This is a genomic window from Rhizobium sp. R635, from assembly GCF_002211285.1.
In the GTDB taxonomy this organism is placed as follows: Bacteria; Pseudomonadota; Alphaproteobacteria; order Rhizobiales; family Rhizobiaceae; genus Rhizobium.
This window is the reverse complement of record NZ_LOKX01000034.1, coordinates 113517-129766: the sequence shown is the minus strand read 5'-3', so window position 1 is coordinate 129766 and position 16250 is coordinate 113517. Positions and strand designations below refer to the sequence as shown.

Here is a 16250-nt window from a genome sequence, read left to right as displayed (position 1 = left end):
CTCTATTAGGCGTCCTGGTAGAGATTGGTGCCGATACCGGTATAGGTAAAGCCGTGTTTGCGGATCTCGTCGCTGCGATAGATGTTGCGCAGATCGACGAGGATCGGAGCGCGCATCGACTGCTTCAGGCGATTGAAATCAAGCGCACGGAACTGGTTCCATTCGGTGACGATGACGAGGGCATCGGCGTCGGCAGCGGCTTCGTAAGGGCCGTTCGCATATTCGATGTTCTCGATGACCTTGCGGGCATTGTCCATGCCCTCGGGATCATAGCCGACGACCTGGGCGCCGGCGTCCTGCAGTGTCTGGATGATGGCGATGGCCGGGCTGTCGCGCATGTCGTCGGTGTTCGGCTTGAAGGTCAGTCCGAGGATGGCGACCTTCTTGCCGCGAATGTCTCCGCCGACGGCCGAAATGACCTTGCGGCCCATCGCCCGCTTGCGGTTGTCGTTGATCGAAATCGTCGTTTCGATGAGACGGACCGGTGCGTCGTAATCCTGCGCCGTCTTGGCAAGGGCGAGCGTATCCTTGGGGAAGCAAGAACCGCCGTAACCCGGACCGGCGTGCAGGAACTTGGAGCCGATACGGCCGTCGAGGCCGATGCCGCGCGAAACGTCCTGGACGTTTGCATCCACCCTTTCGCAGAGATCGGCGATCTCGTTGATGAAGGTGATTTTCATGGCCAGGAAGGCGTTGGCCGCATATTTGATGAGCTCGGAAGTGCGGCGGCTCGTGAAGACCAGGGGAGCCTGGTTGAGGTAAAGCGGACGATAGACTTCGGTCATGGTTTCGCGCGCCCGGTCGTCGTTCAGTCCGACGACGATGCGGTCGGGACGCTTGAAATCCTCGATCGCAGCGCCTTCGCGCAGGAATTCGGGATTGGAGACGACGGCGACGTCAGCCGAAGGATTGGTTTCCCGCACGATGCGCTCGACCTCGTCTCCGGTGCCGACCGGAACCGTCGACTTGGTGACGATCACGGTGAAGCCTTCCACATAGGTGGCGATCTCGCGTGCCGCCGCGTAGACGTAGGACAGGTCCGCATGGCCGTCGCCGCGCCGGGAGGGCGTGCCGACAGCGATGAACACAACGTCGGCGCTACGCACGCTTTCGCCGACATCGGTCGAAAAGGACAGCCGGCCGGTGCTGGTGTTTTCGGCGACGAGTTGATCGAGACCCGGCTCATAGATCGGAATGCGGCCTTCGCGAAGGGCTTCGATCTTACTCAGATCCTTGTCCACGCAGATGACGTCGTGGCCGAAATCCGCAAAGCAAACGCCTGAAACGAGGCCGACATAGCCTGATCCAATCATCGTGATGCGCATAATTCCCTCAAATCATTAGAGTAGAACGTCATGCTGCGTCGCAGCATGGGGTCCGTCATACTGAATCTGGGCCAAAAGACAATATCGAAGATCGCTTGATGCCCACATCGGAAGTCGAGCTTTGGGCGTCGCTGCACGCTGCAGGCTATCCCGTCGACAGCAAAAACATAGGTTTGTGTGGGCGATATGACAAGTCGAGCCGTTCGTCAGAGCCGGCTCGACTTCAATCCCGGGAGGGGAGGAATCTGTGTATGGCTGCCTCGGCTGCTACAGCCGGTACCAGACGTAGGGGTCCGTTCCCGATTGAATCTTGTCCCAGCGCAGATCGGTATCGCGCCAGTTCTTGATGCTGCTTTGCCTGTTGTCGAGCACGAGGTCGCCCTTGTCGGTTCTGACCACGAGCACCGCATGTCCTTCGCCGGAGGGCGTATATGCCGTGGCGATCCGCAACGCGCGCGACGACCAGCCCATCGCCATCAGCCGGCTGCGCTTGGTCAAAGCGAAATCTTCGCAGTCGCCGCTGCGCACGTTCACCTTCCAGACGTCGCCGTTCAGTTCGCTGCGGGAATCGTTCCGGCCGATCATCGTGCGGTTTACGGCGCTGTTCACGTCCTTCAGCTGCAGCATTTCCTTGTCCGTCAACGTGACGACCGACAAACCATTGTTGTCGCGGCATTCGGCAGGGTTCTGGGCGCAGAAGAGGACCTGGGCGAAGGGTGGGATGATCTTGCTTTTTTCGGAGATATAGCTGACCGCCGAATTGCCGTTCAGGCCGCGGGCAAGACCTGCGGGGCCGGCGGCAAATGCCGAGCAGGCATTCCCTGCCGTAAAGGCCAGGGTCAGAAGTGTAACAAATGTTTTCTTCATCTCTTAAATCCCCGTTCAGAACAACCGGTTGAGATCAGGCTTGCCTTTTTTCCCAGTCAATGGCATGGCGATTTAGTGATCTGCCAAGTATTGGCCGCAGAACGTCTGTCCCGTTTCTGCTGCTTGGAGGGAGCATAGACAGGCCTTGTCTCGATTGGCTTAAACCTTTCGCGACAATTTTAAACGATGTGGAATTCTGTTACACTTTAGCACGCAAGCGCTTGATATGCAATTTATGTTAGTACGTGCAAATTAACCGCTTTGGTTGCGCTGCTCCGATTGTCGCCTGTTCCGGTAAACGAAATCCGATGTTATCCAACCTCATCAACAGGCGGGTCTTGCGAGAGGTTCTCCTCTTCGTCTTCATCGGCCTCGTTATACTGACACTCATTCCGTTTGGCAGCGTTACGCCCTTTCCCTTCGCCTTCGCAGCGATCGCGATGTTTGCCCTCGCGATCATCTCTGCGCTGATCTTCGGGGAGCCGGAGCAAAGCAGGTGGGTTTTCAGTACCGCTTTGCTGGTGCTCGTCGTGGTGACGGGCTGGACGTTCGTCCAGACCATCGATCTGCCTTCGGATTGGCTGGCCAATCCGGCCTGGCGTGCCGCGCGTGATCTGGCGGGCGTGCAGTACGCCGCAATCTCTGTCGAGCCGGCCGACACGCTGGCGTCGATCCTCTGGGTGGCGCTGCCTTTCGTCACGTTCCTGACCGGCCTTCTCCTCTGCGACAACGACCAGCGCGCGAGGAAACTATTGGTCGCCCTCGGGCTTTCGGCGGGTGTAATCGCGGTTTTCGGCCTGCTGCAGTTTTCGATGTTTCCCAAGATCCTGATCGTCATAGAGAAACACGCCTACCTCGACAGCCTGACGGCGGTCTTCGTCAACCGCAATACCGCCGCGACCTTCCTTGGCGTTGGGACGCTGCTCATGCTGACCCTGGTGCGGGATCTCTCGCGTTCGCTCTCGCATTATCCGGCTGGAGAGCCGGGCCGGAACACGCTTTTCGTGCGGTCGTGGATCTACATCCTGCTTTTGTGCGCCTGCTTCACCGCGCTGATGCTGAGCCGCTCGCGTGCCGGGATATTCGCGACCTTCGTCGCCGCGCTCATCTATGTCCCATGGCTTGTGGTCAATTGGAACGGCTCGACGCGTCGTCTGAAACCATCGCCGAAATGGCGTTCGGTGTTGAAGCTCCTCTCGGCGGCCGGTTTGGTCGTGGTGTTGCCGGCGGTCTTTGCAGGCCAGGCGATTTTGCGGGCGCAGGAGCGGAGTCTCGCAGACGATGATCGATTCTGCATTCTGCCCGGCATATGGCGTGCCATTTCGGATCACTGGCTGACGGGAACGGGCCTCGGAACCTTCCGGACCGTCTTCTCGGCCTACCGCGATCCGGCTTGCGGAATTTTCGGGATATTCGACCGCGCGCACAATTTTTATCTCGAAGGATTTCTGGGTCTGGGAATCGTGTTCCCGGTCGCGGCACTGCTTGTCTTCGCGGTGCTTGCAAGGGTGTTCCGGCGTGGGCTCGCTGACCGCCGGCGGCTGCGGCATTATGTTCTTCTCGGCATCGCGGCGACGGTGCTGGTCGCCCTCCACGCGGCAGTTGATTTCTCTCTGCAAATACCGGGGTTCGCCGTATTTTTCTCCGCCTTCCTCAGCGCGGTCGTCACGATAAGTCTGGGCCGCAGCCAGAAGGAGACGGACCGGCAATATTCGTGATTGCTAAGTAAAGCATTGGTTAAATGAATGGATTTTATGAAGGTTTTTCGAAAACCCCGATTGTTGCGGTGCAGCGGTGTTGACTCTCAAACGCAAGAGATTTTATAGCGGAGGGAGCCTTTAGATTATTTCCGGTATCAGCAGAGTCGGGTTGAGGCCGTTTTCGTTTGCTATAGGGCTCGGCGTTGCCGGGCTGCCACAGTTAGGGAAATGTTAATCGGCCTCCAGTGATTATTGATCGGGGATTGTCTTGTATTTTGTCAGATTGCGGGGCAGTAGCTTCGAGGGCGTCAACACGGGATATTCTATGAGTTGTTTTCCTGTCGGTAGTACACGCGTAGCCATTGTTGTAGCGCTAACCACTATATTGGCAAGCTGCACGGCCTTGCCAAGATCCGGTCCTGATCACAAAGACGTTGATCGAGATGCAGCGGTAAAGGTGACCACGGAGAAGCGGCGCGTCGGTATCGACTACGCTCTCGTCGATCTCAGCAAGAACGTCCTGCCGCATTTCACTTCTCCCCAGCCGACGTCCTTCAAAGGTTTCGGCGGCGGTCGAGGCGGAGCGCCTGAAATTCCGCTCGGTTATGGTGACGTCGTTCAGGTCGCCATCTTCGAAGCGCAGTCCGGCGGTCTCTTTATTCCCTCGGACGCCGGTAGCCGACCCGGCAATTACATCTCCCTGCCGGAGCAGACTATCGATAGAAACGGAACGATCACCATTCCTTATGCGGGCCGCGTTCCGGCCGCCGGTCGCCTGAAGGAGACCGTGGAGCAGGACGTCGAGGATCGCCTGGCGAGCCGCGCGATCGAGCCGCAGGTGGTCATCACGACGACGACGAACCGATCCAGTCAGGTAGCCGTGCTCGGCGATGTCAACAATCCCCAGAGGATCCAGATCAGCCCGGCCGGTGAGCGTGTTCTCGATGTCATTTCGGCCGCGGGCGGCTTGACGACCAACAATATCGAAACGAACGTGACGCTGCAGCGCCGCGGCAAGACGGCAACCGTCGCCTACAATACGTTGCTGAAAAACCCGGCAGAAAACATCTATGTCGCGCCGGATGATACGGTCTCCGTCGATCATGAGCGCCGTACATACCTGGCGCTGGGGGCTGCGGGCGTCAGCGGCCGCTTCGATTTCGAAGAGTCCGACCTCACCCTCGGGGAGGCGATCGCCAAGGCCGGCGGCCTGCGCGACGACCGTGCGGATCCGGCTCAGGTTCTGCTCTATCGCCTTGTTCCCAAGAAGACGCTTGCAGCGATGCATGTGGACACGACGCGGTTTGCAGGCGAGACGGTCCCGGTGATCATCCGCGCGAACCTTCGCGATCCGGCGACCCTGTTCGCCGCCCAGCAGTTCAAGATGGAAGACAAGGATATTATCTATATTTCCAATTCGGACTCTGTTGAACTGGTCAAGTTCCTTGACATCGTGAACTCCGTATCGTCCACTGTTTCCGGAGTAACAGACGATGCCAACGATACCCGTAACGCGATACAGGATCTTGGAAATTGATTGAGATGGACGGCGTTGATCGCAACCGATCAACGCCGTCAAACTTATATTGATCAGCGGATTTGATGAAGGAAATCACTGATATGGCAAGGTCAAGTGTTTATCGTAAGCTTGCATATGGCGGGGTTTTCGTCGCGATGTTTTCCGGCATGACGTCGAGCGCCTTTGCGGCTGCTTGCCTTGGTCCGGCAAACCTGACTTCGGTCGATGTCAGCGGGTTTACGGCCAATCCCGCCGTTCTGCTGGATATGTCCGATCCCCTGGTTCTGTCATCACGTGTTCGCGCCCTGGTCGGCAGCAGCAACGATGCTCTGTCGCCGGTGATCGAGCAGGCCAAGAAGGCTGATGCCGCGCAGATGGCGGCGATCGGCTCCGGTCTTGGACGCGCGGCAAACAGTTGTCAGGTGTCGGACCCGCAATTCAAGCTGGCGATCGAAAAGGCGGTTGCTGAAGCTGCCAGCGCCGATCCCAATCTGGCGCCGCTGCTTGCGGCCTTTGCGAAGGTCCTTGCCGAAGGCGGAACCGCGGCGCTCGGCCCGGGTAGAAGCGCTGCCGCCGCCGCGCCCGGTATCGGCAATGATGGCTCAATTGGCCGGACGGGACCCGGATCGGACGACGGCACGCCATTCGATGGCGCCGAGACGACCGCGGGTACGCTGAAGGTTTCGAATGCGGGTGCCGATTCCGACTCGTCTTCGAGCACCACGACGGTTGTCAGCACGAATGGGGGAGGCCAGTCGTCCACTGACACCACGGAGTCAACGAGTCAGAGCGTGCCGGTCACACAATAGCTGGAATTGCCTGTAGATCTTAGCGCTTGACGCCTTTGTTGGAGATCGAAATTGCTATCGCCAGATAAACTTACGCCGCGTATCGACCCCTCCCGCGATACCGGAAACGATGCTGATTTCATCGATTTCGACAAGCTCATCGCAATTGCCCGCCGCCAGTGGCGGGTCGTTGCTGCGAGTGCTTTCGCCTTCGCCATTCTCGGCGTGGTTTATGTCCTGACATCGGTTCCGGTCTATACCGCCGACACGAGCGTGCTGATCGACCGCAGCGACAATCAGGTGATCAATCAGCTTGCGGCTTTCGGTCAGCTCGACGACGATGAGGGCACCGTCCTCAGCCAGGTCGAGCTTTTGAAGTCCGACACGATCGCCTATGCCGTGGTCGATAAGCTGAAGCTCGTCGACGATCCGGTATTCAACGCACAGCAGAATTCGCTTTTCTCAGTCGCGACACTGAAATCCCTGGTGAATTTCAAGTCGTGGTTTGCCGATGACGCCGCCGTCGCGCCCGATGCGGAGTTGAAGCGACGCTGGGCCGCGGAAACCGTGGCAGGCAACATCGATGTCGAACGTGTTGGCAAATCCTACGTTCTCGATGTCAGCTATACCTCGCAATCACCCGACATGGCGCGGCAGATTGCAGCTGCCATCGCCGATGTTTATCTGGTTGACAAGCTCAATTCGAAATATGAGGCGACACGCCGGGCCGGCGAATGGCTGCAGCAGCGTATCGAAGAGCTCCGTCAGCAGGCGCTGGACACCGACCTCGCCGTTCAGAAGTTCCGCAGCGAACACGGACTTGTCGAGGCCGGATCCGGTACGTTGCTCAGCGAGCAGCAGCTTTCCGAGCTGAACAGCCAGTTGATCAATGCGCAGGCCGCAACGGCGCAGTCCGAGGCAAAATATGCGCGCATCAAGTCGATCATCGATGCGAAGCAGACCGATGCGATCGTCACCGACGTGCTCGACAGCTCCATTTCGAACGATCTGCGCAAGAAATATCTGGAAGCTTCGAAGCTGGAGACGGAAATCGAAGCGCGGCTTGGTCCCGATCACGTTCAGGCGGTTCGCCTTCGCGCGGAAATGGCGGAATATCGGCGGCTCATGTTCGATGAGCTGAACCGTATCGCCGAGAGCTATCAAAGCGAGCTGCAGGTCGCGAGATCGCGGGAAGACTCGCTGCGGGCGAGTGTCGACCAGGCGACGGGTGTGGCCGCGTCGGCCGGTGAAACGCAGGTACAGCTTCGCGAACTCGAGCGGACGCGCGATACTTACAAGAACCTCTATCAGAGTTTCCTGACGCGCTACCAAGAGGCCATTCAGCAGCAGAGCTTCCCGATTACAGCTGCTCGTATCATCACGATGGCGGAGACGCCGACGAAGCCGAGCGCTCCGAAGAGAAGTCTCGTCGTCGCTTTTGCGATGTTCCTTGGATGCGCCTTCGGAAGCGGGATTGCAGCTTTCCGGGAGTTCCGGGATCGCTTCTTCCGCACGGGTGATGACGTCAAGGAAGTGCTCGACGTCGAATCTCTCGGTGTCATGCCGCTGGTCGAGAATAACTTCGATGACCCGTCGCTCGTCGATCCAAACAATCCGCGAAGCATAGCGAGGGGTGGCAAGACCACGACCTATGTCGAGGAGCATCCGCTGTCGGCATTTGCCGAGACGCTTCGAAGCGCGAAAATCGCGATCGATATCAGCGCGGCCGACCAGCGTTGCAAGGTCATCGGTGTCGTGTCGAGTTTGCCCGGCGAGGGCAAATCGACGACGGCTATTAATTTTGCCAAGCTTTTGGCAATGCAGGGCGCGCGTTGCCTGCTGATCGACGGGGATATGCGAAACCCCGGCGCGACGCGAGCCATTGGCCGCCATGCGGAAGCCGGCTTGCTCGAAGCAATCGTCGACAACCGCCCGCTCAAGGATCTCATCCTTCTCGATCCGAAGACGAAGCTCGCATTCCTGCCGACGGTGGCACGCTATCGTGTTCCGCATTCTTCGGAACTGCTTGCATCACGTGGCATGGAACTGCTGCTTGAAACGGCGCGTCAGAGCTTCGACTACATTATCGTCGACTTGCCTCCTTTGGCTCCCGTCGTCGATGCGCGTGCCATCAATTCGAGGCTCGATGCGGTTGTCTTCGTGATCGAGTGGGGTAAGACGTCTCGAAAAGTGGTTCAGTCGACATTGTTGTCCGAGCCGGACCTTTATACGAAATGCGTCGGTGCAATCCTGACCAAGGTCGATCCAGCGCAGATGAAGCTTTATCGGACATTCGGCTCGAGCGAGTATTATTATAAGCGCTATTCGCGCTACTACACCGAAAGCTGATGTGCGGTAGCCGGTCCGTTTCGGTCACCAGGATCGTTTTCGTTGTCGCCACCGCCGTCTTTGCGGTATTGGCCGGTAGGGAACTGTACGCTTCTATAAGAGCGGCCAGCATCTCGATCGTCGCCGAAAGGATCGAGCGCGGCGAGACCGTGGCGGATGACGTGACGGCCAAATATGCGGTGCGGACCATCGGCATGGTCGAGGGGCATTATTGCCGATCCGACATCGTCGGCGCCGGCGTAACGCTCGTTCTGGCGCAGCTCGACCGACAGAATGTCAATGTCAACTACGACGCCTGGGCTGCTGCTGCATCGGGCGCCCGCCGCTATCTACAGCATGCGCTTTCCTGCATGCCGACAAACAGCAATTTTTGGCTTCGTCTGGCGGCCGTTCAGTCTGTGATTGCCGAAGAGCCGCTTTCGATTGCGAACATGATGAAACGTTCCGTGGCACTCGCGCCCTACGACGAGTCGATGGTTCTCACCCGGTTTTATTTCTGGAACGATTTCACAGGTGGAACGCTGTCGGCAGCAAAGAGCGCGCTCGACAGCGATCTCACGGCGATGCTGAAGCTTGGCGATCGTTGCAGGGTTAACGCCGCCATCAAAGAGGTCAGCCCGCAGCTTCGTCCAATCTTCGATAGAACCTGGGCGAGTGTTGGAACAGGAGCGACGGCGCGATTCCAGCAACGCTGCGGTAAGTGAGCATTTCCAGCGGCACTTCCTTAACTCTCAAGAGCAACGCCCGCCGTCTGTGCGGCGGGCGTTGCCTCATGATCGCTCTTGCTGATTAGACGCTGGCGCCGGAGACGACGTCCGTGCCGGTGATGTTGAGCGTCAGAACGCCGACATCCGTATGGCCTTCGCCATCGGAGATCTTGTAGTATTCGATGGTCTCCTTGACCTGGGCGCCCGGAGCGATGTCCGACGTCAGTTCGTAGGTGAATTCGCCATTCGCCTGAACGTGGAAGGTGCCATAGGTGCCGGCAATGTCGGTGACGGCGCCGGCGGCGGCAGCGACGCTCGTGCCGTCGAACTGACGCAGGAACAGATGGCCGTTATCGCCGGGAATGTCGTTGTCGAGAACATTGCCGCCGATGGGGCTGCCTTCGGTGAAGCTGTAGGCATCGTCGACTGCGATCGGCTTGACCTGGGTGACGCCCTGAATATTGAGGGTGAACAGGCCGACGTCGGTGTGACCGGCTCCGTCCGAGATCTTGTAGGAGACCTTCTCCTGGAGGATTTCGCCATTGGTGAAGCCCACCTTGGCAGCCTCGCTCAGAACGTAGGTGTAGCTGCCGTCCGGCTTGACGAAGAAGGTGCCGTAGTCGCCCTGGATCTGGGTGACCTGGCTGTTGCCCTGCTTGGCGCCAACGCTCTGTTGGTCGAAGAAACGAAGGAACAGGTTGCCGTCAGATGTATCATTGGCAAGCAGATTTCCAGAAATAACATCGGTTTCCAGAAATGTTGCTGTATCGTCGGTTGCGTGAATAGCCATTGTTCTCTCTCCGTGAATTGTTATTCGCTGGTCAATACTGACCCGGGCGAGCTGGCCGATTAAGGATACGTTAATACATCGAGTCAAGGAGATAATTAACAATGAGTGAACATTTTTGGGTATGTTGTGTAATAATTACACACCCTGAATGCGTATAAGGTGATGAACCGCTTGGATATTATTGCATTAATAATAAGTGAATATGCAGAATCGTAGATGCAGGAACGCTTTTCTTTAGGCGGAAGGGTTTTTATTCATGTGACATTTATAAGAATATAGATGTTCGCCTTTAGGAGGATGGAGATTGAGCATAACCACTTTGGGTTATCGCTTTTTTGGAACAGGCTTCTATCCGTCGCGCCGGTCGTGTCAAAATAATCGGCCGAGTTCCGTGGTTCCAAAAACAAGGTAAACGTTTCCGTTTCCGCAATTGCGGCGGCTGAACCTGATTGAGAAACGTGGAGATTAGATGGGCGCGTTCTTCTTGAGAAGAAATTGCTGCACTGCGAAATGTCCCGTCTATTATAATTTTATGCTCGAGACCCAAGAATTACGACGAGATATCATGCATTTTAGTGTTTCATTTTAGTAGGCAGAGAGAGGTCCGCGGTTAGAAGCTTTTCCAATATCTATGGAGAGCGCCCGCATGACCGTCTACTACGTGAATTCAGCAACGGGATCCGACCACAATAACGGAACCAGCGAGGGTTCGGCTTTTGCGACGCTGTCCGCCGTGGAATCCTTGAGGCTGAACCCGGGTGACAGCGTGCTGCTTGCTGCGGGAAGCGTGTTCAACGAACAATTCGACTTGAAATACTCCGGTAGTGTCACTGCTCCAATCACGATCGGCAGCTACGGTGTCGGCGATGCACCGGTCATTCACAGCAGCAATGACGGCATCCACGGGTCGAAGGCTTCCAATATCGTTATCGAGAACATCAGGATCGCGGATACCGGCGCAAATGCGATATATGCAGGCAATGTATCGAACTGGGTCGTGCGCAATGTCGAGGTGACGAATACCGGCCTCGCCGGTAAGCCCGGTTCGGTCAGCTTCCAAAGCAGCTGGAACATCACGATCGAGAACAGCACGCTTACCGGCGTGCGTTCCGACGGGATCTGGATGGATAAGGTCAACGGCGTCACCCTGATCAACAATACCATCACCAATAGTCGCGGCAGTGCAGCGGATGCCGTCCAACTCAACGACAGCAGCAATATCCTGATCCAGGGCAACCACCTGGACCAGACGGAAAGCAACAGCGCCAAGGGCGTGCTGGTGTTGGTGCGCGCCCAGAATGCTGTCATCGAGGACAATACGTTGGTCGGCGGCGGTTTCGGGTTGAGCGCCCAGGCCGGCACTAATATCTCCATCCATGACAATGATATCTCGGGATACGGTGGCTACACCTGGTCCTACGGCATCGGACTCGGCGATCAAGGCGACGCCAAGAATTACGATATCAGTGGAAACTATCTTCACGACGGCGTGTACGGCGTTCTGGTCAGCGCTGTCGGTAATCCCGGCTACGTCCGCGAGAATATCGACATCCATGATAACGTTTTCGATGATCTGTCCTCGTCGGCGCTGAAGGTGGACAAGCCTGCATCGGGCTCCTTCTATGACAATATCATCGACAGCGACGTAGCGACCCTGACGATGCCTGCGACGATTGCTGCTCAGAACACCTTCTCCATCGGCGAAAACAAGACGCTCGAACAAGCGCAAGCCGAACTCGACAGTGCGACCGGCGGCACGCCATCAGGCTCGGAGCAAACACCTGCTGCAACGACCTCCGAGTTGTCTGTCGAAACGCCGGCGCAGCCGCAGGTAAGCGCCCCGGCGCCCACGACCGAAGTGCAGACCCCGGCCGTACCCGCCGTCGTCGGTCCTAAAATCGTCGCAGCCCATGACAGCCTGAGGATCGCGAGCGATACGGGCGGCGCCTATCATGGCAATCTTCTCGAAAACGACAGTGCGAGCAACGGAACGGTGCTGCTTCGCCGCTTCGGCGACAGTGCGGTGGACAAGCATGGCCTGACGCTGACCGGGAAATACGGCGTCATCCACGTGGAGAGCGACGGCGATTACACCTACACGCTCGATGCGGCGAAACTCGACGGTCTCAGCGGCAAAGTCAGCGAGTCCTTCCAGTACAAGATCTCCGATGGCGCTTCGCACATCGATACGGACAGCTTGAGTGTGTTCATCAATGTGGATGCATTCCACAGCAGCCAGACGTCGCATCTGCTGGTTTGAAGCAGGGCATGCCAGGCGGGCTATCGTAGGTCGCCCGGAAGCGTGCCGCGGTTCCGGGATGACGGCATACGAAAAACAAAGAGCTGAAGCGCATCGCTGGAATCGAGTTTGACGCGACGTGCTTTCGCCGGTCGTCTTCGTCCGGCCATCGTCTCATTTTTGCCACTTGATGGCCGGGGTTGCCGCCCGGTCGGCGCCGAAAGGCGGAAGAGGGGCTGAATGACGAAATGTTTCCGTCATCACACGCGCCCAAACTATAGATTGAAACTATAGTTAACACCCCAGTAAACGCCGTGTCCGTGCACGTCATGCGTTTAAACTTGTGAACCGTTATTGGGCGATTTTGCGATTTTCACTTGCTTGGATCGGTCTGTTTAGCGTAGCGTTAATCTCGGGCCCCCTGAAATCGCTCGCTATAAATTTGTATTTTTGGTCATTTTTCAGTGGGATTCATGTAATAAAGCTGTGGGCTTGTACGCGGAGATCCGGCACCGCTGCCGGGGTCCGAGGGCAACTGTGTCAATGAGCCGGGCTTGACGAACCCGTAGCTGCAACGTGTGCAGGCGTATTGGCTTGTGTGCGATGCCGCAGGAGAGGATTAATTGGTGTTTCAGAATTCAGCAGCTGATATCAGCGAGCCATCCAAAGCCTTGCGCAAATGCAAGGGTGGTCTTGTCTTCATCGGAATAGCAAGCGCGCTCGTCAATATCCTTTATCTCACAAGTTCATTTTTTATGCTTGAGGTATATGACCGGGTCATCCCCAGCAAAAGCATACCCACGCTGGCGGCCTTGGCTATACTTGCATTAACGCTCTATGCCTTTCAGGGCGCGTTCGAAGTCCTGCGCAGCAGGATGCTCGTGCGCGTGGCGGGTGCGCTCGACGAGATGATGAACGGGCGCGTGTTCCGGGCGCTGATCAGGGCGCCGCTGAAGGTCAAGATCGGCGGAGACGGGCTTCAGCCGCTGCGCGACTTCGATCAGATCAGAACCTTCCTGTCCGGAATGGGCCCGACGGCGATGTTCGACCTGCCCTGGCTGCCCTTCTATCTCGTGATCTGCTTCCTGTTCCATCCGGCGATCGGCTATATCGCCATCGGCGGCGCGCTCATTCTCGCCATCCTGACCTTCCTCACCAATCAGGGAACGCGGACGCTTTCGAAAAAGCAATCCGAAGCCGCCAATATGCGCAATGCCTTCGCGCAGACCTCGATCCGCAATTCCGAGGTCATTCATGCCATGGGCATGGCCGGCACCATGTCTGAAATCTGGGACCGCAAGAACCAGGAATACCGGACCATCAACCGGCAGGCATCGGATGTCGGCAACGGATATGCGACCCTGTCGAAGATTTTCCGTATCGCGCTGCAGTCGGCGACGCTCGCAACCGGGGCGATCCTGGTCATTCAGGGGCAGGCTTCCTCCGGCATCATCATTGCCGGCTCCATCCTGACGTCTCGCGCTCTGGCGCCCGTGGAAGCAGCGATTGGAAACTGGCGCGGCTTCGTGTCCGCCCAGCAGAGCTGGGCACGGCTTTCGAACCTCTTGAAAACCATTCCTGAGGTTCCGGCTCCGCTGGCGCTTGCCGCACCCTCCAAGCAGGTCACGGTCGAGGGACTGGCGAGCGGACCGCCGGCCGGTCAGCGCCTCGTCATTTCCGACATCAGCTTCGGCCTGAGGGCAGGGAGCGCGCTTGGGGTCATCGGTTACAGCGCCTCGGGCAAATCCTCCTTGGCGCGGGCGATGATGGGCGTTTGGCCGACCTTCAGAGGCTCCATCCGTCTCGACGGCGCCGCGCTGGACCAGTGGGATGGCGATGCGCTCGGCCGCCATATCGGTTATCTCCCGCAGGACGTCGAGCTTTTCTCGGGCACTGTTGCGCAGAACATCTGCCGTTTCGCCAAGGAGATGTCGCCCGAGGCCGTCGTTGCCGCGGCGCGTGCGGCGCGGGTTCACGATCTCATCCTGCGGCTGCCGAACGGTTATGAAACCGAAATCGGCGACGGGGGGGCGGCGCTTTCGGCTGGCCAGAGACAGCGTATTGCGCTTGCAAGAGCGCTTTACGGCGAGCCCTTCCTCGTCGTGCTCGACGAACCGAACTCCAATCTCGACGAAGAAGGCGAACGGGCGCTGAGCGCCGCGATCATGAGCGTGCGCGCGCGTGGCGGCATCGTCGTCGTCATCGCCCATCGATCCGGCGTTCTGGCGGTGTGCGACTTCGTGCTGATGATGCAGGAGGGCCGGATGATCGCCTTCGGTCCCAAGGAGGAAGTTCTCGCACGGGTCAGCCGGCCGGAACCGGCGGCAGCGGCGGCGGCCGCAGCACGCACGCCGATTGCCGATCGCGTCGCTCAGCTCAAGGTCGTCGTCGACGGCATGAATGCGGCCGAATAGGCCGGAAGGAGTCTCTTGAACAAAGTCATCAGTGAATCGAAACGCTCCCTCAACCGCCATGTCGCGATTGTCGGTGCCCTGTCCATCGCCCTCGTATGCGGTATCGGCGGTTGGGCGGCAACGACGGAGCTTTCGAGCGCCGTCATCGGCGAAGGCGTGGTCGTCGTCGATGGCGATGTCAAGAAGGTCCAACATCTCACGGGCGGCATCGTCTCGGAACTCCTCGTTGCCGAGAATGATCATGTGTCGGCCGGACAGGTGCTGATACGGCTCGATGGAACGAAGACGAAAGCCGAGCTTTCGATCGTCGAGAGCACGCTCGCGCAGCTCTACGCCCGCCGCGCACGGCTGAAGGCGGAGCGGATCGGCGCCGATTCCTTCAAGGTCCAGGAAGATATCGGCGACCTGACATCCAGGGCCGCCGCGCGGGATCTGCTCGATGGCGAGACGAAACTGTTCGACAGCCGCAGATCGGCGCTGATCGGAATGAAGAGCCAGCTGGCATCACGCAAGGATCAGCTGGCCGAGCAGATCAAGGGATTGGTCGTTCAGATCAACGCGACCAATGACTCCCTCGGCCTGATCGAGCAGGAGCTCGAGGGCATCGATGCTCTCTACAAGAAGGGGCTGGTCACGCTGCAGCGTCTGAACAACCTCAAGCGTGCACGCGCCGACCTCCAGGGCAATAGCGGCCAGCAGATCGCCGCGAAGGCGGAGGCCGAGGGCAAAGCGATCGAGATCGATCGCCAGTCGATTCAGCTGGACGAGGATCGTCGTTCGGAGATCGCAAAGGACCTGACCGACGTCGAGGCGCAGATCGCCGAATATGAAGAGCGGCGCGGAACGGCGGTCGACCAGCTCCGCCGTCTCGATATTACCGCACCGCTCAGCGGACGTATTCACGAGCTTGCGATTCACACGGTCAACGGCGTCGTCAATCCCGGCGAGACGCTGATGCTGGTCGTTCCGGAAAACGAGGATCTTACGGTCGAGGCGAAAGTTGCGACCCGCGATATCGACCAGGTTCACGTCGGCCAATCCGTCGATGTCCGCTTCAGCGCCTTCGATCAGCGCACGACGCCCGATGTGGCCGGCGAGATCACGTCCATCGCGCCCGATATCGTCAAGGATGAGCGCTCGGGCATCAGCTACTATCCTCTTCGGGTCAAGCCGAAGGCCGAAAGCATCGCAAAACTGAAGTCGATCAAGCTCTATCCGGGCATGCCGGCCGAAGTCTTCATCAAGATCGGCGACAGGACCGTCATTTCCTATCTGACGAAACCGCTGACCGACCAGATGCAGCACGTCTTCCGCGAGGAGTGACCCGGCTGCGTTGATCCGTCGGATTGGAGCCCGAGGTTCTTTGGCCGCTTAAGTTTTGTTTTTACGCAATTCCAGGAAAACTGCTTCACACTTTTCCTGGGATTGCTCTCAAGAAGCACGAGCGGCCATTTCCATGACATTGTCTCAAGCCTGCCGTAAGCTGGCTGGCTTGGATCGAGCGGTACGTCCTTGCTGCCGCGTGACGTATCGGTTCCACCGAGATATGGTC

General features: G+C 58.2%; 11 protein-coding genes. 8 read left to right on the top strand and 3 right to left on the bottom strand.

What is annotated here, in order from left to right; translation table 11 throughout:
• Positions 1-5: 5 nt before the first annotated feature.
• Together ATY78_RS23585 and ATY78_RS23580 are read right to left on the bottom strand one after the other, a co-directional pair.
• Positions 6-1325: a UDP-glucose/GDP-mannose dehydrogenase family protein gene (locus tag ATY78_RS23585; protein ID WP_088684721.1), complete on the bottom strand. Its 1320-nt coding sequence runs from the start codon at positions 1323-1325 to the stop codon at positions 6-8.
• Positions 1326-1592: 267 nt separating this feature from the next.
• On the bottom strand, positions 1593-2192 hold the full coding sequence (locus ATY78_RS23580) for a transglutaminase-like cysteine peptidase (protein WP_088684720.1): 600 nt from the start codon (positions 2190-2192) through the stop codon (positions 1593-1595).
• Positions 2193-2500: 308 nt separating this feature from the next.
• Here ATY78_RS23580 and ATY78_RS23575 point away from each other — a divergent pair, with 308 nt between their 5' ends.
• The 5 genes from ATY78_RS23575 (at position 2501) to ATY78_RS23555 (ending at position 9252) form a co-directional block, all read left to right on the top strand.
• Complete coding sequence (locus ATY78_RS23575; protein ID WP_088684719.1) at positions 2501-3910, top strand: O-antigen ligase family protein; 1410 nt, start codon at positions 2501-2503, stop codon at positions 3908-3910.
• A gap of 307 nt (positions 3911-4217) precedes the next feature.
• Positions 4218-5429, top strand: coding sequence for a polysaccharide biosynthesis/export family protein (locus ATY78_RS23570; RefSeq protein ID WP_088684718.1), 1212 nt, complete (start codon positions 4218-4220; stop codon positions 5427-5429).
• A gap of 83 nt (positions 5430-5512) precedes the next feature.
• Complete coding sequence (locus ATY78_RS23565) at positions 5513-6220, top strand: sugar transporter (protein WP_088684717.1); 708 nt, start codon at positions 5513-5515, stop codon at positions 6218-6220.
• Between the two features lie 51 nt (positions 6221-6271).
• A complete protein-coding gene (locus ATY78_RS23560) occupies positions 6272-8548 on the top strand; it encodes a polysaccharide biosynthesis tyrosine autokinase (RefSeq protein ID WP_088684716.1) in 2277 nt (758 codons plus the stop codon).
• On the top strand, positions 8548-9252 hold the full coding sequence (locus ATY78_RS23555; protein WP_088684715.1) for a hypothetical protein: 705 nt from the start codon (positions 8548-8550) through the stop codon (positions 9250-9252). Before ATY78_RS23560 ends, ATY78_RS23555 begins: the two co-directional genes overlap by 1 nt.
• A gap of 85 nt (positions 9253-9337) precedes the next feature.
• On the opposite strand, the gene ATY78_RS23550 is transcribed toward ATY78_RS23555, so the two are convergent.
• The gene (locus ATY78_RS23550) at positions 9338-10063 is read right to left on the bottom strand and encodes an Ig-like domain-containing protein (protein WP_280950460.1); all 726 of its coding nucleotides are present in this window, start codon (positions 10061-10063) and stop codon (positions 9338-9340) included.
• 628 nt (positions 10064-10691) lie between these two features.
• Between ATY78_RS23550 and ATY78_RS23545 the strand changes: the two genes are divergently transcribed.
• The 3 genes from ATY78_RS23545 to ATY78_RS23535 all read left to right on the top strand — a co-directional run bounded on the left by ATY78_RS23545 (position 10692) and on the right by ATY78_RS23535 (position 16021).
• Positions 10692-12305 (top strand): right-handed parallel beta-helix repeat-containing protein, encoded by a 1614-nt coding sequence (locus tag ATY78_RS23545; protein ID WP_088684713.1) that lies wholly within the window; start codon positions 10692-10694, stop codon positions 12303-12305.
• Between the two features lie 605 nt (positions 12306-12910).
• On the top strand, positions 12911-14698 hold the full coding sequence (locus tag ATY78_RS23540) for a type I secretion system permease/ATPase (RefSeq protein WP_088684888.1): 1788 nt from the start codon (positions 12911-12913) through the stop codon (positions 14696-14698).
• A 15-nt stretch (positions 14699-14713) separates the two neighbouring features.
• A complete protein-coding gene (locus ATY78_RS23535) occupies positions 14714-16021 on the top strand; it encodes an HlyD family type I secretion periplasmic adaptor subunit (RefSeq protein ID WP_088684712.1) in 1308 nt (435 codons plus the stop codon).
• The last annotated feature ends 229 nt before the right edge of the window (positions 16022-16250 follow it).

What these genes read in the sequence shown, in the direction of transcription:
- ATY78_RS23585 (WP_088684721.1), bottom strand. Translation starts at nt 1,325, where the DNA reads ATGCGCATCACGATGATTGGATCAGGCTATGTCGGCCTCGTTTCAGGC.
- ATY78_RS23580 (WP_088684720.1), bottom strand. Translation starts at nt 2,192, where the DNA reads ATGAAGAAAACATTTGTTACACTTCTGACCCTGGCCTTTACGGCAGGG.
- ATY78_RS23575 (WP_088684719.1), top strand. Translation starts at nt 2,501, where the DNA reads ATGTTATCCAACCTCATCAACAGGCGGGTCTTGCGAGAGGTTCTCCTC.
- ATY78_RS23570 (WP_088684718.1), top strand. Translation starts at nt 4,218, where the DNA reads ATGAGTTGTTTTCCTGTCGGTAGTACACGCGTAGCCATTGTTGTAGCG.
- ATY78_RS23565 (WP_088684717.1), top strand. Translation starts at nt 5,513, where the DNA reads ATGGCAAGGTCAAGTGTTTATCGTAAGCTTGCATATGGCGGGGTTTTC.
- ATY78_RS23555 (WP_088684715.1), top strand. Translation starts at nt 8,548, where the DNA reads ATGTGCGGTAGCCGGTCCGTTTCGGTCACCAGGATCGTTTTCGTTGTC.
- ATY78_RS23545 (WP_088684713.1), top strand. Translation starts at nt 10,692, where the DNA reads ATGACCGTCTACTACGTGAATTCAGCAACGGGATCCGACCACAATAAC.